The 24,980-nt window shown below is 45.0% G+C and carries 23 protein-coding genes and 1 pseudogene; 14 read left to right on the top strand and 10 right to left on the bottom strand.

Annotation, left to right across the window (positions count from 1 at the left end; translation table 11 throughout):
• Positions 1–180: 180 nt before the first annotated feature.
• From G511_RS0118620 to G511_RS0118595, 6 genes are all read left to right on the top strand, one after another.
• Complete coding sequence (locus tag G511_RS0118620; protein ID WP_028470981.1) at positions 181–624, top strand: universal stress protein; 444 nt, start codon at positions 181–183, stop codon at positions 622–624.
• Positions 625–810: 186 nt separating this feature from the next.
• Complete coding sequence (locus G511_RS0118615; RefSeq protein ID WP_028470980.1) at positions 811–2,355, top strand: tripartite tricarboxylate transporter permease; 1,545 nt, start codon at positions 811–813, stop codon at positions 2,353–2,355.
• Entirely contained in the window at positions 2,355–2,855 is a 501-nt protein-coding gene (locus tag G511_RS0118610; RefSeq protein WP_028470979.1) for a tripartite tricarboxylate transporter TctB family protein, read from the top strand. Before G511_RS0118615 ends, G511_RS0118610 begins: the two co-directional genes overlap by 1 nt.
• Before the next feature lie 72 nt (positions 2,856–2,927).
• Positions 2,928–3,920 carry a tripartite tricarboxylate transporter substrate binding protein gene (locus G511_RS0118605; RefSeq protein ID WP_211224936.1) on the top strand — a complete coding sequence of 331 codons (993 nt, stop codon included), beginning with the start codon at positions 2,928–2,930 and terminating at the stop codon, positions 3,918–3,920.
• Positions 3,921–4,082: 162 nt separating this feature from the next.
• Entirely contained in the window at positions 4,083–5,489 is a 1,407-nt protein-coding gene (sauS, locus tag G511_RS0118600; protein ID WP_028470977.1) for an acylating sulfoacetaldehyde dehydrogenase, read from the top strand.
• Positions 5,486–7,048: an AMP-binding protein gene (locus G511_RS0118595; protein WP_028470976.1), complete on the top strand. Its 1,563-nt coding sequence runs from the start codon at positions 5,486–5,488 to the stop codon at positions 7,046–7,048. Before sauS ends, G511_RS0118595 begins: the two co-directional genes overlap by 4 nt.
• 120 nt (positions 7,049–7,168) lie before the next feature.
• On the opposite strand, the gene G511_RS0118590 is transcribed toward G511_RS0118595, so the two are convergent.
• Entirely contained in the window at positions 7,169–7,603 is a 435-nt protein-coding gene (locus G511_RS0118590) for a DUF3461 family protein (RefSeq protein WP_211224935.1), read from the bottom strand.
• 479 nt (positions 7,604–8,082) lie between these two features.
• Here G511_RS0118590 and G511_RS0118585 point away from each other — a divergent pair, with 479 nt between their 5' ends.
• Entirely contained in the window at positions 8,083–8,574 is a 492-nt protein-coding gene (locus tag G511_RS0118585) for a YehS family protein (RefSeq protein ID WP_028470974.1), read from the top strand.
• A 105-nt stretch (positions 8,575–8,679) separates the two neighbouring features.
• On the opposite strand, the gene G511_RS0118580 is transcribed toward G511_RS0118585, so the two are convergent.
• The 3 genes from G511_RS0118580 to G511_RS0118565 form a co-directional block, all read right to left on the bottom strand.
• Positions 8,680–8,922, bottom strand: coding sequence for an RNA recognition motif domain-containing protein (locus G511_RS0118580; RefSeq protein WP_028470973.1), 243 nt, complete (start codon positions 8,920–8,922; stop codon positions 8,680–8,682).
• A gap of 126 nt (positions 8,923–9,048) precedes the next feature.
• Entirely contained in the window at positions 9,049–9,762 is a 714-nt protein-coding gene (locus G511_RS23410) for a pseudouridine synthase (protein WP_036552433.1), read from the bottom strand.
• Complete coding sequence (locus G511_RS0118565) at positions 9,762–10,844, bottom strand: site-2 protease family protein (RefSeq protein ID WP_028470972.1); 1,083 nt, start codon at positions 10,842–10,844, stop codon at positions 9,762–9,764. The genes G511_RS23410 and G511_RS0118565 overlap by 1 nt, the downstream gene beginning before the upstream one ends.
• Positions 10,845–10,986: 142 nt before the next feature.
• Here G511_RS0118565 and G511_RS23405 point away from each other — a divergent pair, with 142 nt between their 5' ends.
• The gene (locus G511_RS23405; RefSeq protein ID WP_051222231.1) at positions 10,987–11,232 is read left to right on the top strand and encodes a hypothetical protein; all 246 of its coding nucleotides are present in this window, start codon (positions 10,987–10,989) and stop codon (positions 11,230–11,232) included.
• An 18-nt stretch (positions 11,233–11,250) separates the two neighbouring features.
• Here the strand turns inward: G511_RS23405 and G511_RS23400 are convergent.
• A pseudogene (locus G511_RS23400) lies at positions 11,251–11,595 on the bottom strand (DUF2956 domain-containing protein).
• 152 nt (positions 11,596–11,747) lie between these two features.
• Here G511_RS23400 and G511_RS24580 point away from each other — a divergent pair.
• The 3 genes from G511_RS24580 (at position 11,748) to G511_RS0118540 (ending at position 12,983) form a co-directional block, all read left to right on the top strand.
• On the top strand, positions 11,748–11,918 hold the full coding sequence (locus G511_RS24580; protein ID WP_169565807.1) for a hypothetical protein: 171 nt from the start codon (positions 11,748–11,750) through the stop codon (positions 11,916–11,918).
• 56 nt (positions 11,919–11,974) lie between these two features.
• Positions 11,975–12,457: a GNAT family N-acetyltransferase gene (locus G511_RS0118545; protein WP_028470971.1), complete on the top strand. Its 483-nt coding sequence runs from the start codon at positions 11,975–11,977 to the stop codon at positions 12,455–12,457.
• Between the two features lie 106 nt (positions 12,458–12,563).
• Complete coding sequence (locus tag G511_RS0118540; protein WP_028470970.1) at positions 12,564–12,983, top strand: GFA family protein; 420 nt, start codon at positions 12,564–12,566, stop codon at positions 12,981–12,983.
• A gap of 19 nt (positions 12,984–13,002) precedes the next feature.
• Here G511_RS0118540 and G511_RS0118535 read toward each other — a convergent pair whose 3' ends face one another.
• From G511_RS0118535 to G511_RS0118515, 5 genes are all read right to left on the bottom strand, one after another.
• On the bottom strand, positions 13,003–14,766 hold the full coding sequence (locus G511_RS0118535) for a cobaltochelatase CobT-related protein (RefSeq protein WP_028470969.1): 1,764 nt from the start codon (positions 14,764–14,766) through the stop codon (positions 13,003–13,005).
• Positions 14,753–15,751: an AAA family ATPase gene (locus G511_RS0118530; protein WP_028470968.1), complete on the bottom strand. Its 999-nt coding sequence runs from the start codon at positions 15,749–15,751 to the stop codon at positions 14,753–14,755. Before G511_RS0118530 ends, G511_RS0118535 begins: the two co-directional genes overlap by 14 nt.
• Positions 15,752–15,868: 117 nt before the next feature.
• A complete protein-coding gene (locus G511_RS0118525; RefSeq protein ID WP_028470967.1) occupies positions 15,869–16,615 on the bottom strand; it encodes a sulfite exporter TauE/SafE family protein in 747 nt (248 codons plus the stop codon).
• 12 nt (positions 16,616–16,627) lie between these two features.
• Positions 16,628–18,385 (bottom strand): SulP family inorganic anion transporter, encoded by a 1,758-nt coding sequence (locus G511_RS0118520; protein WP_028470966.1) that lies wholly within the window; start codon positions 18,383–18,385, stop codon positions 16,628–16,630.
• A gap of 218 nt (positions 18,386–18,603) precedes the next feature.
• Positions 18,604–19,440: a LysR family transcriptional regulator gene (locus tag G511_RS0118515; protein ID WP_028470965.1), complete on the bottom strand. Its 837-nt coding sequence runs from the start codon at positions 19,438–19,440 to the stop codon at positions 18,604–18,606.
• Positions 19,441–19,575: 135 nt separating this feature from the next.
• Here G511_RS0118515 and G511_RS0118510 point away from each other — a divergent pair, with 135 nt between their 5' ends.
• From G511_RS0118510 to G511_RS0118500, 3 genes are all read left to right on the top strand, one after another.
• A complete protein-coding gene (locus tag G511_RS0118510) occupies positions 19,576–21,579 on the top strand; it encodes an SLC13 family permease (RefSeq protein WP_051222229.1) in 2,004 nt (667 codons plus the stop codon).
• 176 nt (positions 21,580–21,755) lie between these two features.
• The gene (locus G511_RS0118505) at positions 21,756–22,079 is read left to right on the top strand and encodes a hypothetical protein (RefSeq protein WP_028470963.1); all 324 of its coding nucleotides are present in this window, start codon (positions 21,756–21,758) and stop codon (positions 22,077–22,079) included.
• Positions 22,048–24,972: a molybdopterin oxidoreductase family protein gene (locus G511_RS0118500; RefSeq protein ID WP_036552432.1), complete on the top strand. Its 2,925-nt coding sequence runs from the start codon at positions 22,048–22,050 to the stop codon at positions 24,970–24,972. Before G511_RS0118505 ends, G511_RS0118500 begins: the two co-directional genes overlap by 32 nt.
• Positions 24,973–24,980 lie beyond the last annotated feature (8 nt).

Raw genomic sequence — 24,980 nt, 5'->3', positions numbered from 1 at the left:
TGCTGAAACTATCTGCAGGCATACGCACTCTTAATTTATGACGGTGTCAGTGTTGCTTGCTCAATATTTATACTTGACAGGACGAGGAAATTATTTAATATCATTCATGTCATATAACACATGTATATGAGTTAGATTATTGGGTGCGATATCATCACCTCACAACGAGGGGCTTAACAAATGTATAAAAAGATATGTGTTGCTGTAGATGGGTCTGAGTCTTCTCTGGCTGCAGTGAAAGTTGCCGCTGAACTAGTGAGTAGATTGGGTGCAAAATTGCTGTTACTACATGTTATTCGGCCAATGAAAATACCCGAAGAACTACAGCGTTATATTAAAGAAGATGACCTAGCCAAAGTAAGATATGCCGCACTGGAAGGTGTTGGTCAGGAGATCGTTGCTAATGCGGTCGAGATTGTTAAAACCTTTGATGTAGAAAGTCTGGATACGGTTATCTTAAATGGTGATCCGGCAAGCTCAATAGTGAAAGAAGCTAAAAGGCAGTCGGCAGATCTGATCGTATTAGGTACGAGAGGACTCGGTAAATTCGAGGGAGCATTGATAGGCAGCATTTCACGTAAGGTGACCGACATCTCTGAAATTAGTTTATTGATAGTGAAGTAGGGTGGTCAGAGCTAACAATGAGATTGTTAATTATTTTACAGGAGTGTTTAAAAAGAAGAGTTTAATAGTGTGAGTTTTTGCTACCCACGTAAAAAATACTCATCACCTATGCCCATAAATGAAAATAACAATAGCAGCGATAACCTATTCAATTCGAGTAGAAGTTAAGCGCAAGGGTGATCAACGATGTTAGAGTTTCTGCAATACCTCCCGGAAGTATTTACTCCCTGGAACTTCATGATTCTTGTATTAGGCACCGTAGGTGGCCTGATATTAGGTGCTACACCAGGCTTAAGCCCAACAATGGCGGTCGCCTTGTTGATTCCTTTTACCTTTCATATGGAGCCTGCTACAGGCTTAATTCTGCTCGGCGCTGCATATACGTCTACAGTAGCAGGGGGGGCAGTTAGTGCTATCCTGTTAAGTATTCCGGGAGCCCCAGCTAATATAGCCACGACACTGGATGGTAACCCGCTTGCCAAACAAGGTAAGGCGACTTCCGCACTGCATTACTGTTTTATCTCTTCTTTTGTTGGTGGTGTGATCGGAGTGTTCGTTCTGATCTTCTTTACGCCTACGCTGTCTGAATGGGCGCTGGGTTTTGGTCCTTCTCATTTGTTCTGGGTTGCTATATTGGGTGTTACCGTGATCGGTACCTTAGGCAGCGGTTCTGTTGTGAAGGGGTTGTTCTCGGGATTTGTCGGCCTGTGGATCTCAACCATTGGCTATGACCCTGTGCTAGGTGTAGAGCGTTTTAATTACAGTGAGCACCTAGGTGGTGGGATTAATATTATTGCAGCGCTAGTAGGGCTGTTTGCTATTCCCCAGGTTCTTTCTATGCTGACACCGCAAATGATGCCGGGTGGCGTACAGAAATTTGCGATGGAAACACAAAGCGTTATGACATCTGTTAAAGAAACTCTACAGCGTTGGAAAGCCTTGGTTGTAGGGAGTTTTATCGGTGTTTTGGTTGGCCTGATTCCGGGTGCTGGTGGGCAGATAGCAGGGCTTGTGGCTTATGATCAAACCAAAAAATTGAGCCGTAATAAGGAGATGTTTGGTAAAGGTGAGCCTGCGGGTGTGATTGCTGCAGAATCGGCGAATAACGCCATGGTTGGACCTTCTCTGGTTCCGTTGCTCACATTGAGCGTTCCCGGTTCGCCTACCGCCGCTGTGTTGTTGGGTGGTTTGCTGATTCATGGATTATTTCCAGGGCCTGCGTTATTTACAGAGCACGCTCCTGTGGTTTGGACCTTCATCAACTCTTTGTTAGTTGGCCAGCTGCTGATGTGTGTGTTCGGTATTATGATCGCACGTTATAGCCGTTTTGTTATGGATATTCCAGAGTTCTACATGGCCGCGGCAATTACCGTGTTGGCTGTATTTGGTACTTTTAGTGTACAGAATAGCTTTTCAGATGTTTTCGTCATGATGACTCTGGGTGTTGTGATGTACTTTGCTTCTAAAATTGGTTTTAGCCCATCACCAGTAGTTCTTGGCATTATCTTGGGGCCCATTGCAGAAAGTAACTTCCTTCAGGGGCAAATGATTGCAGAGGTAGGGGAAGGCTCGTTTACCTACTTCTTTGGTGGTCCGCTTAATATTGTTCTTGTTGGTGTTGTTGCTATGTCTATTGTGTATAGCGCCTACAGTGAGCTTAAGCAAAAGAAACAGCAGCGCACCGCTCAGCAAAATGATGCTGACTACCGTGCAGAACAAGAAGGAGTCTGATGATGTTATCAAAACGTTTAACGGCTATTGGTGGTGTATTGCTTGCACTGATTCTTCTTGTACTAGGAAGTAATGTTGAATATGGCGAAGAGGCGTATTTCTTCCCTAACTTATTGGCGTATTTTCTATTAGCTTTTGCCTTTGTTTTATTGATCTCTGATGGGGACCTGCTGAATTGGCTGAAGGAGATAGCAAGTTTCTTATGGCGGTGGATGTTTGGCATTGTAGGTGAGGGCAACCCGTCACGCTGGCCTGACACGGTACGCCTGATACCGATGTTTATCACTATTTTCTGTTACTTATACTTTGCAGATATCGTGGGCTTGTATACAACATCGTTCATCACTTTTTTGCTGATTACGGTTATCTACACACCCCATAGACCAAGAAGCCGCACCTTATTCAAAAGTGCTTTAATCGCGTTAATCTTCACGGGAGTCATCTACCTTATATTCTCAGTTTTATTGCAGTTACAAGCCCCTTCTGCCTGGTTCATATAGTCAGAAGAAAAATGGAATTACCAACTAGCGTCAATAAAAATAATTAACGTCAATCTTGACGAGGAGTTAGCTATGTTTAGTTCTAAAATGTCCAGAAAACTGGCCACTAAAACCCTGACAGCACTGGGTGTTGCGAGTGTATTATCTCTACCTCAAATGGTACAGGCCGATGCCTTTCCTGAAAGGCCTGTCAGCATGGTGGTTTCATATTCGCCAGGTGGAGCAACTGATTTTCAGGCCCGCATTGTCACCATGCTTGCTGGTAATGAGAGTTACTTGGGGCAGCCCATGGTTATTCTTAATAAACCAGGAGCCGGTGGTAAAATTGGTTGGGATTTCTATGCATCTAAAGCGAAGAAAAATGGCTATGAATTAGCGGCCTATAACGTGCCACATTTTATCGCACAGTCGATTGTTTTTAAGACTAAATACAACATCGACAATTTAGAGCCGATTGCTAATTGGGGAGCAGATCCAGCAGTACTGGTGGTAGGTAAAGACAGCCCTTTTAATACACTGGAAGACTTAATGAGCTTTGCTAAGGAGAACCCTAAGAAAGTAACTTTCTCCGGTGCTGGTTTATATGTGGGGCATCATATCGCTTTCTTACAATTCGCCAAGGAAAGCGGCCTAAAGATGACGTATATCCCGCACAAAGGTGGAACGCCTGCAATGAAAAGTGTGATGGGTGGCCAGGTTAAGGCTGGTTTTAATAATCTGTCAGACGCTTTCAGAAATAAAGATAGCGTGAAAATTCTTGCTGTAGCTGACTTACAACGTAACACTAAGTTCTTGCCGGATGTGCCCACGTTTATGGAAAAAGGCGTCAATGTTGATGACTCAAGTGTTAACTTTCGTGGAATTATGGCAAGAAAAGGGACGCCTCCTGAGGTGCTAAGTTATTTGTCTCAGCGTGTTCCTTTGATGTTTGAAGATAATAAAACAACGAAGAAAATGTCTGCAGCTGGTTCTCCTGTGCGCGTGCTGAGCCGAGAAGAGGTCATTAAAATGTGGAAAGAACGCGAAGTCTATCTAAAAGAGCTTTTGGCTGATCTTAAGAAGTAGGCTAGCCGCTATTTTCTGTCCGTAAGCTACGGACGGTTCCCTGATATAAATGAAGATTTATCTATCAAGAGACGCCGTTCGTATATCTATTCTAATCATATGTATGAGTTATAAGATCTATATCATTTATGTGTGAATTATATATATCTTTGGAGACCAGTTATGACAGCAACAAATGAAAAGGCTCAGGTAGCGGAGTTAGTTGATCGCGCGCGTAAGGCTCAGCTCATATTGGCAGGCTATTCGCAATCTCAGGTGGATGAGGTCGTTATTGCAGCGGCGTGGGCAATTATTAATCCAGATAATAACGAGAGACTCTCAGTTCTTGCGGTAGAAGAGACCGGTCTTGGAAATGTTAAAGATAAGGTGATTAAGAATCACCGTAAAACACTCGGCCTTTTGAGAGATTTACAAGAAGCTAAAACCGTGGGTGTTATTCGCAAAATTCCAGAGAAAGGCTTAGTAGAAATTGGCCGCCCCGCAGGCGTTGTTGGAGTGATTGTGCCTTCGACTAACCCGATAGCTACGCCGATGAATAACACGTTAAATGCGCTCAAGTGTGGTAATGCAATTATCTTAGCGCCATCGCCAAAAGGGCAGCCATCTTGTACGCGGTTGCTCACGTTAATACACGCAGAGCTTGATCGCGTAGGGGCGCCTCGTGATTTAGTCCAGCAACTCCCTTCGCCCGTGAGTAAAGCGCTCAGTGCTGAAATGCTTAAACAGGTGGATCTGGTGGTATGTACGGGTTCACAAAATAATGTACGAGCGGCCTATACCAGCGGTACACCCGCTTATGGAGTGGGTGCGGGTAATGTCACTGTTATTATTGATGAAACGGCTGATCTTGCAGACGCCGCCAATAAAATTAAAGCCTCTAAAACCTTTGATAACTCTACGAGTTGTTCCTCTGAAAATAGTCTGATTATTGTAGATGAAGTGTACGATGCCATGATGGCGCAGCTGGGCAATGTTAATGCTGCACTATTAAATGCAGATGAGAAACAACAGCTGCAAGATGCCATGTGGCATGAGGGGCACTTGAACCGTGAGGTGCTTGCAAAGCCTGTAAAGAGTGTCTGTGGTGTCGCTGGACTGACACGGGCTGGGCTTGCTGAAAGCGACTTTCTGATGGTGACAGAAACGGAAATTGGAGCTGACGCGCCGTTTTGTGGTGAAAAAATGTCACTAGTACTCACTGTCTATCGTGCTCGAGATTTTAATGAAGCCAAGCAGCTGGCTAGCCGAGTACTGGAGCACCAAGGTAAAGGGCACTCGCTGGGTATTCACACGCAGGACAGTAGCCGCCCACAAGAGCTCGGGCTAGAGATGTCAGTATGCCGAGTTATTGTTAACCAGCCTCATTGTTTTGCAACCGGAGGTAGTTTTGAAAATGGTTTGCCGTTCTCTCTTTCCATGGGGTGTGGTACGTGGGGCGGTAATATCACTGATGAGAATGTGCACTATAAGCAGTATATGAATATCACGCGAGTGGTAAACACTATTCCACCTTGTGAAGTGACTGCAGAGGACATCTTTTCTGATTATAAGAGGAAGTATCAATTATGAAACCTATCTCTTACATACCTCCAGCAGATTCGATTCGTGCTGTTATTGACCGCTTTGCTCTGGAGCAGGCCGAGCAACCGTTTGTTGTCTTTCCCGAAACAGGTAAGCAATTAAACTACGGTCAACTACAGGACGCTGCCCAACAGCACAGCCGTTATTTCAGATCTCTGGGGCTAGGCAAGGGTGATACCATTTCATTCATGATGGAAAACGGCCAGACAAGTCTGGAGTTGTTTTTAGCTACGTTATATAGCGGTTGTATCTCATCACCTTTGAATCCGGCAGCAGGGCAAGATCAGATAGGTTATGTATTGGAGCATTCCGATACGACAGTGGTATTTGTCTCGCAGCAGTATCGCGAGCAAGTAGAAAAAGCCGCTTCGACCTTAGGTCGTGTCATTACTATTATCGAATCGGATATTGATCAGGGGCCAAAATGGCCGGTGGTACCGGCAGATGAAGGTGTTCAGGCCGAGGTTGCCGGATGTGATGATGGTTTGCTGATGTATACCTCAGGCACAACAGGACGCCCTAAAGGAGTGATTCTGACGAATACTAACCTGTTGGCAGGGGGGATGAATACGGCTCAAGCACATGAGTTGACTGCGCAGGACCGAACTTTGTGTGTGTTGCCTTTATGCCATATCAATGCTCAGTGTGTAACGATAATGGCTCCGCTTGCTAGTGGTGGTAGCCTAGTTTTGCCTCATAGTTTTAGTGTGTCATCGTTTTGGAGTTGGGTAATTGACTATGATGTAACCTGGTTCAGTGTTGTGCCAACGATCATCTCATACTTGATGCATCACGAAGGGAAGCTCAGCGGTACGGCATTGAAAACAACGCTCAATAAAGTCCGCTTTGGGCGATCAGCGTCTGCGGCGTTACCGCCTTCATTGCACGCAGGGTTTGAACAGAAGTTTGGTGTCCCTATTGTGGAAACGATGGGCTTGACGGAAACATCGGCGCAAATTCTATCTAACCCTATGCCACCTAAGAAGAACAAATATGGTTCACCAGGTATCGCTTTTGGTACTCAAATCAAAGTGATTGATGAGCAGGGGAATACTCAACCGGCAAATACAGAAGGAGAGTTAATGGTACGTGGTGACTGTGTCATGCGCGGCTATTATAAGAATATTGAAGCAACCAACGAAGCACTGGAAGCAGATGGCTGGTTACATACAGGAGATTTAGCAAAACAGGATGAAGATGGGTTTGTCTTTGTAACGGGACGATTGAAAGAACTCATTATTAAAGGGGGAGAGAACATCGCACCACGTGAAATTGATGATGCTTTATATTCTCACCCAAGTGTTGTTGAAGCTGGAGCAGTGGGAATCGATGATGAGCACTATGGACAAGAAGTTATTGCGTGTGTGGTAATTAAAAATGATTCGGATGTATCAGAAAAAGAGCTTCTAAACTTTTGTTTTGAAAAATTAGGGAAAATAAAAACACCGCGAAACATTTATTTCTTTGAAGACTTACCCAAAGGGCCATCAGGTAAAGTTCAACGTCTGAAGTTAGTAGAACAGTTAAAAGTACGTAGTATTATTTGATAGTAAGGCAGGGAAGTTCTCAGGGGTGTAAGCGTTAGGAGTAGATAACTAAAGCTTTAATACCGGCTCAAGCAGAGCCGGTATTTTTACAGATGGCTAAGACAGCCGAGCTAATGTTGCTTAGTCTAGCTCATTAATCTGGCGACGGATTTCATCCATCTTGGTAGTCATCACTTTTTCCATATGATCTAAGTCAGAGAGGAACTTCTGCTTAGGGTCGATTGGATCAAGCTCTTTACGGCTAGCATCTAACTTTTTCAACTCTTCTAAAGCTTGAAGTAATTGAGGGCTAATTTTGGCCATATCATCAAACGCATGAGAGTTGCGTGCTTCAAGAGGTATTCCACGACGGCCACGCACAAAGGTAAATTTCTTACTACGTGATAAGAAAGAGCCTTTAGGGCGTTTGTAATAGATTTTTAGTACATCAGTGTCGCCTTGATGACGCAAGGTGTATTTGTCTACATTATCGACAGATTTGATGCCCATTTTTTCTAATGTAGGGTAGTCAGACATGGTGTTCAGGTTCTCATTCAATAGCACTTGTGTTTTCAAATGCTGGGCTCAAAAAATAGGTTGTTTTTGCTTTACCACTTTAACGAAAAGTTTAAAAAATCGTTAAAGCAAAATCGCGTATTAGATCGTGGCTCTTGGAACGATCTTGGGAAGTGTTAAACAGGTATAACCTATTATACGACTTCAAATTATTTTTATTTTGAGCTGGAGCAGTATGTGCTGCTTCAGAAATTGACAAGGCCCTGAAAACGGCTTTAGTAAGGTTGCTTATATTAGTCAATAAGCATCTATGGCAGCTTTCAAAAGAATAATAGGGCTTATACCTTAGGACCAGTTAGGGCCACATTATGAACTATTTTGGTGCCAAGTTGCTATTCTCAAATTTTAGTGCACCATTTTGGTGCTGATTGTAGAAAAAGTCACAATCATTGAATTAAGAAAAGCTGATGTCTGTTAAAGTAGGCTGTTTTTTAAGTGGGTCATAATGATGCCACTTTATAATAAGTAAGAGTCTGCCTGTGACCAATAATGATGTTTTACGTCGACTTCGCTATACCTTCGATTTCAATGATTCCAAAATGGTCGCCATTTTTCGTTTGGCGGATCATGAGGTGACCCGCTCTCAAGTTACTGATTGGTTAAAAAAAGAAGAAGACCCTCAATATTTACGCTGTAGCGATCGTGAGTTTGCTATTTTCTTGAATGGTCTAATCAATGAGATGCGCGGTAAAAAAGAGGGGGCTGCACCTGCTCCTGAGCGTGTATTAAACAATAATATTATTTTTAGAAAGCTAAAGATTGCGCTTAACATGACGTCAGAAGATGTTATGGATGTGATGGAAATAGCAGAGTTTAGATTGAGTAAGCATGAGTTAAGTGCTTTTTTTAGAAAGCCCGATCACCAGAACTTTAGAGAGTGCCAAGATCAGGTTCTACGAAACTTTTTATCAGGTATACAGCTTAAGTATCGCGATAATAAGACTGACGCTGCTGAGTCGCCAAAAGCATAGTATTGTGTGCGGGTGTTATTGAAAGCGAGGCTGCTTGAGCGATTAAAGCGCTACATTACTATGCTCAAGCAGATTTGTTCTGAAGACCGTTCGATTTTTGGGTAGTTATTTAGCTTCAGCTTTTTTTACACGAATAACGTTGTTATCTACTTTTGTGCCGTTAAGCGTTTTAATGGCAGCTTTGGCATCTCCAGGGTTTGGCATTTCAACAAACCCAAAACCTTTTGACTTTCCGTTATGCTCATCCATAACTAGTGTGCAGGACTGTACAGCGCCGTGAGCCTCAAACAGAGCGAGAACTTCTGCTTCAGTGGTAGTGCGTGCAAGGTTACGTATTAATACTTTCATTGGAAGGCCGTGTCTTAATTAATAGTTAAAATAAGGAGGTTGAGTAATGCGGCTCATACTAGCAGGAATCTTCCTTAAGCCCAATGGCGTTAAATGGCTGATGCATGGCTTAGTGTCGAGAATTGATTATTGAGGTCTGGCTAGACTTATTTTAAGTTCATGAGCTTCTTCATTAGTGAGCTCGCGAAGTTGATTAAGCGCTAGGCCTTCCAATGATAAATTCATAATCGAGATGCGTTGCAAATCAATAACCTTGTATCCGAGTGAGCGAGACATGCGTCGGATTTGGCGATTTAGCCCTTGTGTTAACGTGATTTTAAATCGATTTTTACCGAGCAGTGTTAGTGTGCAAGGCAGTGTTAAAACGTTATCAAGTTGAACACCTTGGCTCATTTTTTGTTGAAAGTCATCTCCAATATCGGGTTGTTGATAGTGTGGCTTAACGGTCACTAGGTAGGTTTTAGGGTGCGAGTAATTAGGTGACAACAAACGTTGGCATAAAACGCCGTCATTAGTGAGCAGCATTAAACCGTGAGAGTCTTTGTCGATTCGCCCTACAGGGAATAAGCGTGTGGGTAACGTTACATGGTTAACAATACTATGAGGGTTGTCAGCGACACAGTTGCAGTCGATACCCACGGGTTTATTGTAAATCACATAACAGCACTGCGCAGGTAACATCGCCTTTTTCCCATCCGCAATGATCTCCTCATTACCGTTTAGTGTAGCGGGATGTACTGCTACTTGGCCGTTAATGCTTACGAGGCCATCAGCAATCATTTTGATAGCGGCACGCCGTGAGCAGATACCAGCGTGCACTAAAAACTGCGTCAGACGCATTAGCTGCCTAAGATCTTGAGTGGTATTGCCAGTGCTTGGTTTTCTCCTTGTCCAACGATCCAGATAATGGCACTTAAACCTCCTAAGGTTAAAAAGTACCAGACAGCAGAGACAAGCTGTCCGTATCGGTCCAGTGGCAGGAGCTCACTGTAATGGCGCCGTTTCCACTCGAACATAATTTCTACACTTCCGATCGCAAGCAAGAAGCCTAGCAGAGCCATTCCAAAATAGTAGCTGGCTAAAATGCCACCTATTGCACCTAATACACAAGCGACTAAACCGACAGCCGAGTTCATAGAGAAGGCAATACTTTTTAAAATATGTCCTCCGTCTAATGGTAATACCGGTAAGAGGTTAAATAAGTTGAGTAATGCATTGAATACCGCAAGCCCTGCTAATAACTCTATACCGGTAATCCAGTAGGCGAGTAGACACACACACGATAAGATGAAACCAAAGAATGGCCCCATAATTGAGATGTAAACATCTTGCCAACGCGTATTAATTTTATCATCGGAGAGTGCCAAACCTCCCACGAATGGAATCAGATAAATTCCTTTGGTTTTTAGTCCAAAATGCTTCATAGCCCGAATATGGCCATACTCATGAAAGACTAAGCAAAGAATCAATGCGATAGCAAACTGAATCGAAAAGAGCCATGCATAGGCTGCTAAACTACCGGCTGCAAAGAGTACCTTTATTACTTTCGCGCTTTTGAATAGTTTAAGCGCTAGCGAACCTAAGCCAATTAAGCTAATTTTATTAGGGGCTTTAGGGCGTTGTAGTACTTCTTGGCGTTCAATATCTTTTTCGTTGAGTGCTGACTGGCTAATTAGGTCATCATTAACATGTAATTGGTATTGCAGTGCAAAGGGTTGCCAGTTGAGATCGACACTGAGTTTGCAATGGATCTCTGTTTGATCTGCTTGTAAGGAAAAAAGATGAGTAGGGGTGGATGTAGGGTCTGCACTGGCATTGTGCTGAGAGACTAGCTGGTTATCCCAATAGAGTGCTTGCCAGCCAGCCATTGAACCTTCTAACCTTAACTCTCGTCCCAGACAGTCTATTCGTAATAATTGCAATGTAGTGTTCCATTTTCCTAACAAAGAACGCAAATTATCCCTGATTCATTTAATCTGGCAAGTGATACTCGATATTTTACATCGCTGCTGAAAATATTGCCTGTAAACACGCATATAAATAACCTTAATGGAAATACAGAAAGTGGCTAATAAAGAATTTATTTTACAGCGGATTTGTATATTTTCTGGAAAAGAGTTTGATCCTGATTCAGATGAGCAGGTCGTAGAAGTTTTACGTGACAAGTTTAGTCTTTCATTGCCGCAACGCCGCTCAATAGACGAGTCATTACTCGATGTTGCCAGTGATCATGATGTTATTGGCTTGATTATAGAGTATCGCGCATTGGGAAAAGTTAAGAAGAACTCACCTTATATACATGATGTTTAGCGAGTTCTTGATGGTATTCTAGTACCAAAAATAAGCAGCAAATACTGTCCAAGATACTAGCAATAGTACCCAGGGTAGTTTGCTTGCGTGTGATATTGGCTGTTCTTGTTGTGAGATGTCATTCTCTGATGAAATTTCAATACTAGAAGATGAGCTAATCGACTTTATCTTTTTCTTTTGACGGTCTAGCTCTCGTGCCTTAGATTTTTGCTGTTTCTTGTACTGATCTATACCTTTTTGAATACCTTAGGCAATCAGTTTGCTCTGTTCTTTGGTTTGCCCAGGTTTTTGGGTAGCGCGGGTGATCTTCAATGCCTCTGTTTTTGTTTCATCTGAGGCTGTGTTCTTGGCTTGCCGGCTCATTCTTATTACCTTGATGTGGAGTGCGCTAAGTATAACCTGTGCATTACAAAAACGTGATAGCAGTCATATAAAAGGGCTTGTATAAAGAACCCTTGTTTCGTGCTTTTCTTCTTTGTATATTTTCACTTCAGTATTTTGTGTAGAGAGCCATTATGTCTAAAGTTACCGTTACTTTTGAGTATGAGAAAGAAACTAAAAACAGTGTACGTTATCAAGAAGTACCAGAAGAGGGTAAAGCGCCTATTATGGGGTCTTTGTATGTGCAGAAATGGTTTGCAGGTAACACCAAGTTACTTGAAATAACTATCGAAAAGAAGGACTAAATAGATAGCTAACTCTTTAAACAGTATTAAAAGGTTTTTAATATAAAAGGAACGATATGTCAGTTTTATCGATTAGAAAGGCCACCATTGATGATGCTGGAGTTATTCTTCAGTTTGTTAAAGAGTTAGCTGCTTATGAAAAAGCAGAACATGAAGTACTGGCTACTGAGGCGTCTATCAGAGAGTCTATTTTCTCAGAAGATTCCGCTACTAAAGCGCTTATTTGTGAAAGCAATGATCAACCGGTTGGGCTGGCAGTTTATTTTTTGAATTACTCTACATGGCTGGCTAAACACGGTTTGTATTTGGAAGACCTGTACGTTACACCTACTGCTCGTGGTACCGGCGCTGGTAAGGCATTACTGAAGCATCTTGCACAAATAGCGGTACAAAAGAATTGTGGTCGGTTTGAGTGGAGTGTTCTCGATTGGAATGAGCCTGCAATTAAGTTTTACGAGTCATTAGGTGCCCAGCCGCAAAACGAGTGGGTTGGCTACCGGCTAACCGGTCAGGCGTTGCTAGATTTAGCTGACTCATAAAAGAAAGTCGCTAAAAAGTCATACCGTATCAATTATACAAAGTAAGTCAGGTACGGTAAGTCGAATACTTGATTCGCTTAATTAGCGTGAAAAACAGGAGGTTACTATGTCAGAATTTAATAGAGTCAAGGGTAGTTGCTTGTGTGGTGGTGTGCATGTGCAGGTAGCTAACGCAGCGGGAAAGATTGGTGCTTGCCACTGTGGTATGTGCCGAAAGTGGGGTGGTGGGCCTTTACTCGCGGTGGAGTGTGGCTCTGAGGTGAGCTTTACAGGGGAAGAGAATATTTCTACCTTTTCCTCTTCCGAGTGGGCTACAAGAGGCTTTTGTAAGCAGTGTGGTACTCATTTGTTTTATCGCTTCAATGAGAATAACCAATATATTATGCCTGTTGGGCTGTTAGAGAATACTGATGAGTTGCTATTTGACCATCAAATCTTTATTGATAAAAAGCCGTCTTATTATAGTTTTTCTAATAAAACGGCGGATATGACGGAAGCAGAAGTCTTTGCTATGTATGGCGCTTGAACTAGTTCGCCACTGCTGTTTAACGGTGGCGACGTTCCAGCATCTTGATAATGTCTTTAAACACCGAGTTCTCTAAAACTTCTGGCAGATCTAGCTCCAGACTGTTGCGATAGTAGGTGCTTAGGTCTAGTCCAAAACCAAGTGCATATAGTTCCATATCACCACGCGCTTCTAGCATAGTAGCTACTTGGCGTAAGTGGTTATCCATAAAGTCTGGCACGTTATTTTGCGCGGTAGCTGACTCCATTGGAGAGCCATCTGATAGTACAATGAGAATGCGGCGTTCTTCTGGGCGTGCAGTCATCCGTTCGGCGGCCCAAAGCAGAGCTTCACCATCAACACCTTCTTTAAAGATATCTGGCTTCATCATGGCGGCTATATTCTGTCGCGCACGTTTAAATGGTGTATCGGCGTCTTTATAGATAATGTGCTCTGTCTCCGCCAAGCGGCCTGGACTTGCTTCTTTGTTGGCTGATGAGCGCCAGCGCTTAAAGGTTTTTCCGCCTTGAATACTGCGTGTGGTAAAGCCTAGAATTTCAGTGCTGGCACCGGCAAGTTCAAGCGCTTTAGCCATGATCTCTATCAGCATTGCGATAGAGCCGATATGCTGTTTCATGGAGCCTGAGTTATCCAGTAAGAAGGTCACCAAACAATTGCTATGCGGTTGGTAACGCTCTTTACGAAATAGCTGGCGGTACTCAGGAGAAGTCACCAAACGTGTTAAGCGCCGAGCATCTAAATAACCCTCTTCTTCACCAAAGTTCCAACCATCTAATTCGGGTGCCGATAAGATCATCTGTAACTGTCGCGCCAGGCGTGGGACGTTAACCCCTTGGCCGCGAATACGTTCATCAAGTTGGGTGCGCATTTTTGTTCTGATAAAGGATGCGACAAGTTTTTCAGCATGTATAATCCGGTCATTATCGCGAGACCATACTTTATAGCTGTTTAGTTGAGCCAATAGTTCGCGGTATTGTGAATGTGTTGTGCGTCCATTGCTGGTGGGCATTTCGCCTTCTGATTCACTTTCTGTTTCTAGCAGTAGGCCAAAGCTGTTATTAACGGCTTCGTCTTCCTCTTCGCTGTCTTTTTCATTCTCATCCAAAAAACCAACTAGCTCATCTACCACCTGAGCTACGCCTAAGGCATTTTCAGCGAATACTTTTTGATCGTGAACATTGCGGCGCATACCAACTAGATAAGTACCGACATGAGGAGCAAGCATCATGCGGTGCGGTTCGATAAGATCCTCTGTTACTTCTATAACGGGATTGCCTGAGAGGCGCGTCCAGACCATCTGGGCAACCGTGTAGATCATTAGGCCCACATTGTTTTCAGTCATATTGGCTGCGTGTAACTGCAGGCACCATGACTCGAAACGATGTTCGATATTACGCTTAGCACCGGGGTGAGCTGAGTCAACTAGTGTTTCTACACGTAACTGCTCCAGTAGCTCAAAGATCATTTGTCCCACATCACTTTCGGGCATAAGGCTGCGATGAAGATCAATATCACAATGCTTTAAGCGCAGAGCGATACCATCGGCGGCACCGCGAAAAGATCGAAAGTCGTCTTTTTCTAAACTAGTACGTAGATGTGACGCGCGAATGCCTGAGGGGCGGCCATTTAGCTCTGGGCGGTGGCCTCTAAATTTAAAACCACTGACGCCAGAGTACCCACGCACACTAACACCGCATAACTCTTCAACCATCTGCTGAAGTTTTTCATGGCGTGGTTGCTGCGCAGTTTGTTTTGCTTCGTAACCGCTATTAGTGTTGCTCACTGGTCATTACTCCAGACGCCTTATGAGCCCAAGATTCAGTTAACTCTTGGTCGAAACAGCGTTGGAAAAATTCAGCGATCATTGGCCGTTCAGCTTCATCACACTTGTTTAAGAATGACAGACGAAAGGCAATGGCAGGATCACGGAAGATCTCTATATTTTCTGCCCACGAAATAACCGTACGTGGAGACATTAGCGTAGAAATATCACCGGCAGCAAAACTGTTACGTGTCATGTCTGCAACAGCAATCATCGACTTTACTAACGTTAGGCCGGCGTCATTATCAAAGTTAGGTACACGGGCTTGTATAATTTTAACTTCGTCGTCGGTCGGTAAGTAGTTAAGTGTAGTGACGATATTCCAGCGATCCATCTGAGCTTGGTTAATCATCTGTGTACCATGATACAAGCCAGTACTATTACCTAAGCCAATCGTGTTGGATGTAGCAAATAGACGGAACTGCTTATGCGGATGAATCACTTCGTTCTGATCAAGTAGTGTGAACTTACCGTCACGCTCTAATATGCGTTGGATAACAAACATAACGTCAGGGCGGCCTGCGTCGAACTCATCAAAAATCAATGCCGTTGGACGACGTAATGCCCAAGGTACGATACCTTCCTGAAACTCGGTTACTTGCTTGCCATCGCGTAAAATGATGGTGTCTTTACCCACTAAATCAAGACGGCTGATATGGCCATCAAGGTTGATACGTACACATGGCCAGTTTAGTCGGGCAGCGACTTGCTCTATATGAGTTGATTTGCCTGTGCCGTGTAAGCCTTGAACCATCACCCGGCGATCACGACTAAATCCTGCCAAGATGGCTAAGGTAACTTCAGGGTTAAACTGATACGCGGTATCTATTTCTGGTACATGATCATCCCGCTCACTAAACGCAGGGACTCTAAGGTCTGTATCTATGCCAAAAACCTCGCGAACAGAGACCGTCGTATCCGGCTGGTCAATTTTAATATCAGACATAGTTATACCTGTAATCTATAGATTTTATTAAGAAGTGTGCTGCATAAGTGTTTGCCCCAGTCTAGGTGAGTGGGGGTGATAGGGAGTGGGCCAGTTACTATCTTTCAGTATGGCCAGTTATAGTGCGCCTACCATTAGGCTAATGCCAATGATGATCAACAATGAAAATGCAAAACGGCGCATATTAGTGGTGCTCAGTGGTGGTGGATAGCGTTTGCCGACCCACGTAAAGAACATCACCATAGGAATACACAAAAGTGAAAATGTCAGCATATCCAGTGTTAAGCCGCCTTGGAAGCCAACCATAATAATGCGGGCTGTTGAGCAAACAAGGAATATAGAAACTAAACATAACCTTATCGTTTTTAGCTCAAAGGGTTGACGGTAAAACAGATAAACAAGAGGCGGCCCGGCCATGCTAAACATTCCCGCTAAAAAGCCTGCGGTTGCACCTGATGCTGCAAACACAGCATTGGGTGAAGGTTCTTTTAAGGGGTCTGGACGAAGCATAATTAACATGCCGCCCGTAAAAATAGTGATGCCCAATAATAGCTGTAATAGGCTATTAAATGACTCGCTAAGGTAATCTAGTAGGAGTAGGCCGGCGAGCAATGCAGGGAAAATACCTGCACAAGTAATCATGACCCGCTTAATATCAAGCGCATGGAAATTACCTTTGATGGCAATAAGGCCGTTGATCAAGGTGACCGCGCTAATGACAACAGAAGTGAATGCAATGGGTACTAGGTTAAATGCAGTAACGGCGCCCATCACTATCATGCCTAGAGCAAACCCTGTGATGGTTTGTACATAGGTTGCAAAGGCAATGATAGCGATAAAGGGAATAAGTGTTTCTAAGCCCATGATGTGTAAATTTTACTCTTTAGGGATGATGGTTTTGCATTCTTGAAAAATACGGCTGGTGCAATTATGACAGATGTCACGATCGAGATGCTCGTATATTTTTTGAATGGCTTCCCCTTTTGACGGAAAAAATGACTGCTCACCTAAGCTTTCAAAGTACTCATCTCGTCGTAGGTACTCATCAACTTGTGTTTTAAGGTTGCTCAGAAATAGTGCTTGTCCGATGCTGCGTCTGCGTTTGGCTTCTTGCATCAACATTTCGGCCCCAGCGATATCGATATGGTTCATACCGTGACCAATAATGAGTACGTTTGGTGAGCTTATGTTTTCTAGATAGTCTTTTACGTAGTTAACTGAGCCGAAAAATAAAGAGCCTTCAATACGAATAATTTTTAGCTGCGGGCAGCGAGGTTCGCTAGAGCCAAGGGCGCTGATGAAAAATGGAGTGGTGCTGTGTTGGTCGGGCAGCACTTCTACAATATTTGGCTGGGACGTACGCTTTAGATAAAATACCAGTGACAAAATAACACCCAAGTAGATAGCAAACTCAAGCGCCATGACAAGGGTTGCAGCGAAGGTGACAATTAATACAGCAAATTCAGATTTTCCTGCGCGAAAGATCAATTTGATGTGATGAAAATCAATAAGGTTATAAGCAACAACCAGCAGTAAGCCTGCCATGCTTGGAATGGGAATAAAGCGTGTCATTTCAGAAAATAGCAACACAATGATCGCCAGTGAAATGGCTGCGATAACAGCTGCTAATGGCGTTTTAGCACCGGATGTGAAGTTGACACCCGTGCGAGTAAAGGAGCCAGAAGAGGCGTAAGAAGAGAATACAGAACCAACAATGTTTGACAGTGCCTGTCCATAAAACTCTTGATTGCCGTTAATGGATTGGTGTGAGCGTGTTGCTACAGAGCGAGCTATGGAAACCGCTTCGACTAAGCCTAATAAACCGATAGCAATAGCACCAGGCGCTAAGTCGTAAAACACGTTGGAATCAACGCTGGGGAACATAAAGGGCGGTAAACTTCCTGGAATCTCACCGACTAATGCGATGCTGTTCTCGTCTGCGCCGAGCCACCATGCAAAGACACTGCTGATGATCATGGCAATAAGCATGTTTGGCCAGCGGGGCAGTACGCGCTTAAAGAATAGGCATGTGACAACGGTGACAGCAGCAACAGAAAGTGCATAAAAATTGGTGTTGTTTGCTGCTGAAAATACGCCAGACCATGTAGATAGGAAGGATCCATTGCTTTCAATAGAAATACCTAAAATATTCTTAACCTGGCTGGATGCAATAACAATAGCAGCCCCTGTTGTGAAGCCGACAACAACGGAGTGGGAAACAAAATTAACTAAGGTGCCAAAGCGGAAGAATGCCAAAAGCAACTGAAATAATCCCGCCATGAGTGTTAATGCGAGTACAAGGTTGATGAATTCTGGGGAGCCAGGAGACGCCAGTGGGCTTACTGTGGTGAAAACAACAATTGATAAAGCAGCGGTTGGACCAGAAATGAGGTGCCATGAAGAGCCAAACAGGGCGGCAATGATTGCGGGGATAATTGCCGCGTATAAGCCGTATTCAGGAGGCATACCGGCAATCAGAGCGTAAGCTACACCTTGAGGTAATACGATGACGGCATTGGTGATACCAGCAAAAAGGTCATCACGCGCCTTGGCTGGAGTGATGAGCTTAAACCAGACGAGGAACGGCAGCAGGCGGGTCCAGTTAAATTGAGAGTTGCCTGTCTTATTTTGCATAGATTGAAGTCCTACGTACCGATAATTTTGCTTTTATTTCAACAATGTAGTGTATTGATTGGGCATATTATAATATAGAGCCAGTTGGTGTGCCTGTTGTGACCAATTTGGAAATACTCAAGAACAGCAATACTAGTGGTTTTTTGATATTCGATAAAACGAAATAAAATGGACAATAAGAACAAAATAATCGAATTGAAGCTGGTTGTTGCGCCAGTTTATTGCATCAGGACCAGTAGTTGTTTTATCAGGTCGCGGTGCTCTCCGTGCAGGGAGTAGGCTGCATAGGCTTTCATTTCAATCTGTGGCGCATCGGCTACCGGATAAAGCTTCCCCTGATAGATCAACGGTGCTACAACCGCCTGCGGCAGGTAGGCGGCTCCGCCGCAGTTAAGCATCAGATCCAGTGCGACTCGACCGCTGTTTACGCGTACCGGTGCCAGTGGTCGCTGTGGGAAGTAACTTTCATGCAAGGTATTAAACGTGGTGCCCCATTCAACCCGGATGTAACCCTTGGAGACTGCATCATCCGGTGTTTGATTTTGTCTGCTTGATACTAATTGTAAGGTGATCGTTTTTACCTCTTCTATAGCCATATCCGCCAGCTTGGGCGGCTCATACATAAAACCGACATCGATCAGGCCCTGGTCGAGTTTCTCTACCACACGCAGCGGCGTACTCTCTTCGGCACGTAATCCAAGAGTGGGCATCTGGCTATAGATGTTGTTCAGCCACTGCTGCAGAAAGATATCCCACAGGCTGGAAACGCCGGCTATCACCAAGCGTTTATTCAGATTGGCGCTAAGGGCTATATCCTCGTAGGCGCGTTCCCAGGCACTGAGGATAAAGCGGGCGTGGCGCTCCATCCGCTCGCCCGCCGGGGTGACATTGACCTGCTGGTGATTACGGATAAACAGGGTCAACCCGAGTAGCTCTTCGAGCTGGCGAATGCGGGCACTGACAGTGGAGGGCGCCACGCAGAGGTTGTCTGAGGCTTTGCCGAAATTTCGGGTGTGGGAAACCTCGAGAAATGTCTTGAGTAATACGGTATCCATATGGGTAGTTCGATTTTTCTGTTCGTGATGGCTATTTTATTTCGTTTTATAGAATAGCAAAAAGCCTCTAGTATTGCTAACTCCTCAGGAGTCTGTCCGGCAGACTCCTAGAACTACAGTAATGTGGAGAGAGTAATGTCTAACAGTCCAACCTCACAAAACAACAAAAATACTGAGGTGCAGATAGAGGCTAAATCCACTTTTTGGCTACCTGTAAAGCAGATGGTTTCCGCAGGACTGTTCCTGTTTTTGGCGGTTTTCATCGGCCAGCTAGTGCCTACTTTGGAGATAGCTTGGGTGAGTGCTGTATTACTGCTGACTATCTATCTATTTGCCTTTGAAATTGTCGATGTCGATGTCGCCGCGGCGACCATCATGGTGCTGCTGGGGCTTACTACCTTGCTGGCGCCGTTGATGGGGCTGGAGCAGGGGCTTGTGTCGGGATCGAATCTGTTCAACGGTTTTTCCAGTAACGCGGTTATCTCTATTATCGCGGTGATGATCATCGGTGCGGGTCTTGATAAGACTGGCCTGATGGGGCAAGTGGCCAACTGGATTTTGAAGGTGGGTGGCAAAACTGAAACTCGCATCATTCCAATTGTTTCAAGTACCGTCGGGTTTATTTCCTGCTTCATGCAGAATGTTGGTGCCGCTGCGCTGTTTCTGCCTGTAGTGAATCGTATCTCCAGCCGTACCGGATTGCCGATGTCGCGGTTGCTGATGCCGATGGGGTTTTGCGCCATATTGGGGGGGACCATGACGATGATTGGCTCCAGCCCGCTGATTTTGTTGAATGACCTGATGTTGACCTCTAACCAGTCGTTATCAGCAGATCAGCAGATGACTGCCTGGTCGTTGTTTTCCGTAACCCCGGTGGGGATTTGCCTGGTGTTGACCGGAATCTTGTATTTTATTATTGCCGGGCGGTTCGTGTTACCAGCTAACGAAGGTGAGGGTAAGACCCTCAGTACTATGGCGTACTTCCGTGAAACCTACGGGCTGGATTATGAGCTGATTGAGGTGCTGGTTCCTAGCGACAGTCCGTTGGTCGGTAAAACCCTGGAGCAGGTAGAGCGTCCCTACAAGGTTCGCATTACCGCGGCTCAGTTTGCTAACGGTATTCAGCGCATGGGCCCTGGAGGTCTGGATCGGAATGTGGGTATCGAGGCCAACACTATACTGGCTGTTATGGGAGCGTCGGATGCTTTGGAAATGTTTGAATCCGACTACGGCGTGAATAAACGCCCCGATCTGGATACCTTCTCGGAAAGTCTGTCTGCGGCCAAGGCTGGTATTGCAGAGGTAGTAATTCCACCGGGCTCCGCGCTGATTGGCAATACGGCGATGGAGCTTCGTCTGCGTAACGTTTATGGCTTGGCCATGATGGCCCTGCACCGGGCAGGTGATACATCCCAGGCTGGACAGGGGGTGCGGGATATTGAATTTCAGGCTGGGGATACATTGGTGTGCCACACGACTTGGGAGGCGCTAGCGCGGCTGGAGCCAAATCGGGATTTTGTGGTCATGACCAGTAATTACCCGAGAGAGGAGTTGCGTCCGCATAAAGTGGGCTGGGCGCTGGGGTTCTTTGTCATAGCCCTGTCGATGGTGTTGTTCTCTGATATTAAATTATCGATCGCTCTGCTGACCGGAGCCATGGGGATGGTGTTGTCCGGTGTTTTGAGTATTGATGAGGCTTATGAGGCGGTTAGCTGGAAAACTGTATTTCTGCTGGCCAGCCTAATTCCGTTGGGAATGGCAGTGGAGAGTACCGGTACGGCAGCCTGGATTGCCGACCAAACTCTAAGTCTACTTGATGGTGTTCCGATCTGGGGATTGCAGTTGGCTGTGGCAGTGCTGGCGACGTTCTTTACCTTAGTGATGTCTAATGTTGGGGCCACGGTGCTACTAGTGCCACTGGCGGTGAATATTGCCATTGGGGCAGGGGCAGACCCTGCGGTCTTTGCGTTGACGGTTGCGCTGGCGACATCCAATTCATTCCTGATTCCCACGCATCAGGTAAATGCTTTGATTATGGGGCCTGGGGGCTATCGAGTGGCAGATTTTATCAGGGCGGGCGGCATAATGACGCTGTTGTTTTTGGTGGTGTTGATCGTAATGATGAATGTTGTTTTTTGATGTTCTTTTCGAGTTTGAGTATGGCCGCATTTTGCGGCCTTTTCTTTTTTGCAGAACCTTCTTAATCTCATGATGTAGAAGAGAGTTTATTAGCGGCCGGTTTTTTCGCGGTTGAAGCCGCTCCTAGTAAGTTTGATTATCTTAATTATAAGGGTGGGGCGCAGGTCGCTGCTTTTATGCTCTCTTTGTTAGCTTCTTTGATCGAGTCCGAAAAATACTTGAAATCAAGCTCTTTTTGTATTCCAGTTAATGTCTGTTACCTATTGTTTTTATTGTTTTTATTGCTGGCCCTATCTGTCGTTGCGGACTGGTCATTGTATGAATTGGATCCAGTACATAGCATAACTGACAGAGTCGGGTTCGTTTATCTATCTTTCTATGAAGAGGATGGCGGGCTCAGTAACTTTATGACAGATCCGAATTTGTGGGCATCGCGTTACACGCCAAACGCTACGGTGGATAATAAATATGACAAGCCAAGCCAGTTTGATACCGGTTAATTCCGGTCTTCCAGAATTTGAAAATAGAGATAAGCAGGAAACCAAATACACCACCTGCTACATGTGTGCCTGTCGTTGCGGTATAAAAGTAACGGTAGAAGATAATAAAGTCCGCTTTATACAAGGCAATCCGAACCACCCCGTCAACAAGGGTGTGCTGTGTGCTAAGGGTAACTCCGGCATTATGAAGCAGTACTCACCTGCCAAACTAAGTTCTCCTTTGTTACGTAAACCGGGTACTGAACGTGGTGCGGGTGAGTTCGAAGAGATTTCTTGGGAACAAGCGCTAGATATGCTGGAGAAGCGTCTATCGCACATCCGTGCTACTGACCCTAAAAAGCTGGCTTATTTTACTGGCCGTGATCAAATGCAGGCTCTCACCGGTATGTGGGCTAGCCAGTTTGGCACCATCAACTGGGCTGCTCATGGCGGGTTTTGTTCCGTGAATATGGCGGCCGGTGGCCTCTATACGATGGGGCATGCGTTCTGGGAGTTTGGTGATCCTGACTGGGAAAACACTAAGTACTTCCTTATGTGGGGAGTGGCAGAAGATCACGCCTCTAACCCAATAAAGCTTGGTCTAAAAAGACTTAAAGAGCGTGGTGCTAAATTTGTATCTGTAAACCCTGTTCGTACCGGTTACCAAGCCATTGCTGATGAGTGGGTAGCTATTCGTCCAGGGACTGATGGCATTCTTGCGTTGTCGATGGTTCACGTGCTGCTAAAAAATCAGTTGGTTGATGAAGAGTTTTTGATTCGTTATACCAACTCTGCTCAGCTAGTTGTTAATACGCCTGGACAGAAAGGCGATGGCTTGTTCTACCGTGCGGGTGGTGAGACTCCGCAAGTGTGGGATCAGCTAACAGAAGCTTACGCGGATGCGAACCGTCCTGATGTATCGCCTGCTTTATTTGGCGAATATACAGCACCTGACGGAACACCATTGCGCACAGCAATGAGTATCATGCTAGAAAAGTATATGGGTGATGAGTACTCTCCTGAAGTGGCTGCAAAAGAGTGTGGTGTCGCTGCTGAAGATATTGAGCGAATTGCACTTGAAATGGCGCATGTTGCTTTCAAAGAGACTATTACTGTTGATGTAGAGTGGACTGACTGGGCTGGCCGTAAGCAAGATAAGTTTATCGGGCGCCCTGTATCTATGCATGCGATGCGAGGTATATCTGCACATTCTAACGGCTTTCAAACGTGCCGTGCTATTCATATGTTGCAAGTACTACTGGGAACTATTGACTGCCCGGGTGGCCATCTGGCTAAACCGCCATTCCCTAAACACATACCGCCTGGAATTAAGCCAGCAAAAGAAATGGCGCCAAATACGCCGTTGAAATCACCACCACTAGGCTTTCCTACATGTCCAGAAGACTTGGCAATTGATGCTGACGGAAAGCCGTTACGTATCGACAAGGCTTATAGCTGGGATGCGCCTATATCGTGTCATGGTTTGATGCATATGGTGATTAGCAACGCGGTAAAAGGTGACCCGTACAAGATTGATACATTGATGCTGTTCATGGCCAATATGGCGTGGAACTCCAGCATGAATACTGAGCAAACGTTGGAAATGCTATGCGCCAAAGAAGATGATGGTGAATATAAGATTCCATTTATTGTCTGCTCTGATGCATTTAACTCTGAGATGGTGGCGTACTCTGATCTTGTATTACCAGATACCACTTATTTAGAGCGTTACGACACAATCTCTATGCTCGACCGTCCAATCTCAGAGCCGCATGCTGCATGTGATTCTGTTCGTATTCCTGTGATTAAGCCTGACCGTAATGTGGTTTCTTGGCAGGAAGTGATGGTTGAAATGGCTGGGCGATTAGGTTTCCCTGCTTTTACAACAGGAGAAGGTGAGCGTAAGTACGATGATTATAAAGACTTCATCGTTAACTTCGAGAAAGAACCAGGTATTGGTTTCTTGGCTGGTTACCGTGGTGAGAACGGTGACAAGTCGCTTCGCGGAGAGCCGAATCCTCGTCAGTGGGAAGCATACGAAGAAAACGAAGGTTTCTTTGAGTTTGAGCTAGGGATGAATCAGCGTTATATGCGCCATGCAAACCGCGATTATCTTGAGCTAGCAAAAGAAGCGGGCTGGATCGGTAATACGGATCAGATCGTTATTGAACTTTACTCTGAAAAACTACAAACGTTTCGTTTGGCAGGGCAAGGTTTGTATGACGGACCAATGCCAACTGAAGAGCACCACAAAGAGCGTTTAGTGAAGTACTTTGACCCACTTCCTATCTATTACATGCCGTTGGAAGAGCAGCGTATTGATCGTGATGAGTACCCGTACCACGCGGTGAATCAACGTCCTATGTTCATGTACCACAGCTGGGATAGTCAGAATGCTTGGTTGCGCCAAATCATGAACCAGAACTATCTGTACATGAACCGAATAGCGGCAGAGCGTGATGGCATTAAAGATATGTCATGGGTGTGGGTTGAGTCACACAACGGCAAGATTCGTGCGCAAGTTAAGCTGATGGAAGGTACTAACGAGCAAACGGTGTGGACCTGGAACGCTATCGGTAAGCGTGGTGGTGCTTGGGGCTTATCGGAAGATGCAAACGAATCGACGGATGGTTTCTTGATGAATCATCTGATTTCAGAGCTACTTCCGCAAAAAGGCGATGAAACAGATCGTGTGACTAACTCTGATCCTATTACAGGGCAGGCCGCTTGGTATGATTTGCGAGTAAAAATCACACCCGCAGCGGAAGGCGAGACTGGCAGCTGGCCGCAGTTCGGGCCGTTGAAACCACAGCCAAATGCGAAGCCATCTCCGGATATGCTGAGCTATACCAGCCATAAAAATGTCAATATATTGCGCTCGCTGTCAGACATTCTGACACGGGGTGAGAAGTAACTGCAGAC

This window comes from Neptunomonas japonica DSM 18939, from assembly GCF_000422765.1.
Taxonomy (GTDB): Bacteria; Pseudomonadota; Gammaproteobacteria; order Pseudomonadales; family Balneatricaceae; genus Neptunomonas; species Neptunomonas japonica.
The sequence above is the reverse complement of the archived record's forward strand: the minus strand, read 5'-3'. Positions and strand labels throughout refer to the sequence as shown.

Coding starts and splice junctions, on each gene's coding strand:
- G511_RS0118520 (WP_028470966.1), bottom strand. CDS start 18,385: ATGCAAAATAAGACAGGCAACTCTCAATTTAACTGGACCCGCCTGCTG.
- G511_RS23410 (WP_036552433.1), bottom strand. CDS start 9,762: ATGCGTCTGACGCAGTTTTTAGTGCACGCTGGTATCTGCTCACGGCGT.
- G511_RS24580 (WP_169565807.1), top strand. CDS start 11,748: ATGTCTAAAGTTACCGTTACTTTTGAGTATGAGAAAGAAACTAAAAAC.
- G511_RS0118610 (WP_028470979.1), top strand. CDS start 2,355: ATGATGTTATCAAAACGTTTAACGGCTATTGGTGGTGTATTGCTTGCA.
- G511_RS0118545 (WP_028470971.1), top strand. CDS start 11,975: ATGTCAGTTTTATCGATTAGAAAGGCCACCATTGATGATGCTGGAGTT.
- G511_RS0118540 (WP_028470970.1), top strand. CDS start 12,564: ATGTCAGAATTTAATAGAGTCAAGGGTAGTTGCTTGTGTGGTGGTGTG.
- G511_RS0118580 (WP_028470973.1), bottom strand. CDS start 8,922: ATGAAAGTATTAATACGTAACCTTGCACGCACTACCACTGAAGCAGAA.
- G511_RS0118615 (WP_028470980.1), top strand. CDS start 811: ATGTTAGAGTTTCTGCAATACCTCCCGGAAGTATTTACTCCCTGGAAC.
- G511_RS0118605 (WP_211224936.1), top strand. CDS start 2,928: ATGTTTAGTTCTAAAATGTCCAGAAAACTGGCCACTAAAACCCTGACA.
- sauS (WP_028470977.1), top strand. CDS start 4,083: ATGACAGCAACAAATGAAAAGGCTCAGGTAGCGGAGTTAGTTGATCGC.
- G511_RS0118595 (WP_028470976.1), top strand. CDS start 5,486: ATGAAACCTATCTCTTACATACCTCCAGCAGATTCGATTCGTGCTGTT.
- G511_RS0118530 (WP_028470968.1), bottom strand. CDS start 15,751: ATGTCTGATATTAAAATTGACCAGCCGGATACGACGGTCTCTGTTCGC.
- G511_RS0118525 (WP_028470967.1), bottom strand. CDS start 16,615: ATGGGCTTAGAAACACTTATTCCCTTTATCGCTATCATTGCCTTTGCA.
- G511_RS0118510 (WP_051222229.1), top strand. CDS start 19,576: ATGTCTAACAGTCCAACCTCACAAAACAACAAAAATACTGAGGTGCAG.
- G511_RS0118515 (WP_028470965.1), bottom strand. CDS start 19,440: ATGGATACCGTATTACTCAAGACATTTCTCGAGGTTTCCCACACCCGA.
- G511_RS0118505 (WP_028470963.1), top strand. CDS start 21,756: ATGCTCTCTTTGTTAGCTTCTTTGATCGAGTCCGAAAAATACTTGAAA.
- G511_RS0118500 (WP_036552432.1), top strand. CDS start 22,048: ATGACAAGCCAAGCCAGTTTGATACCGGTTAATTCCGGTCTTCCAGAA.
- G511_RS0118620 (WP_028470981.1), top strand. CDS start 181: ATGTATAAAAAGATATGTGTTGCTGTAGATGGGTCTGAGTCTTCTCTG.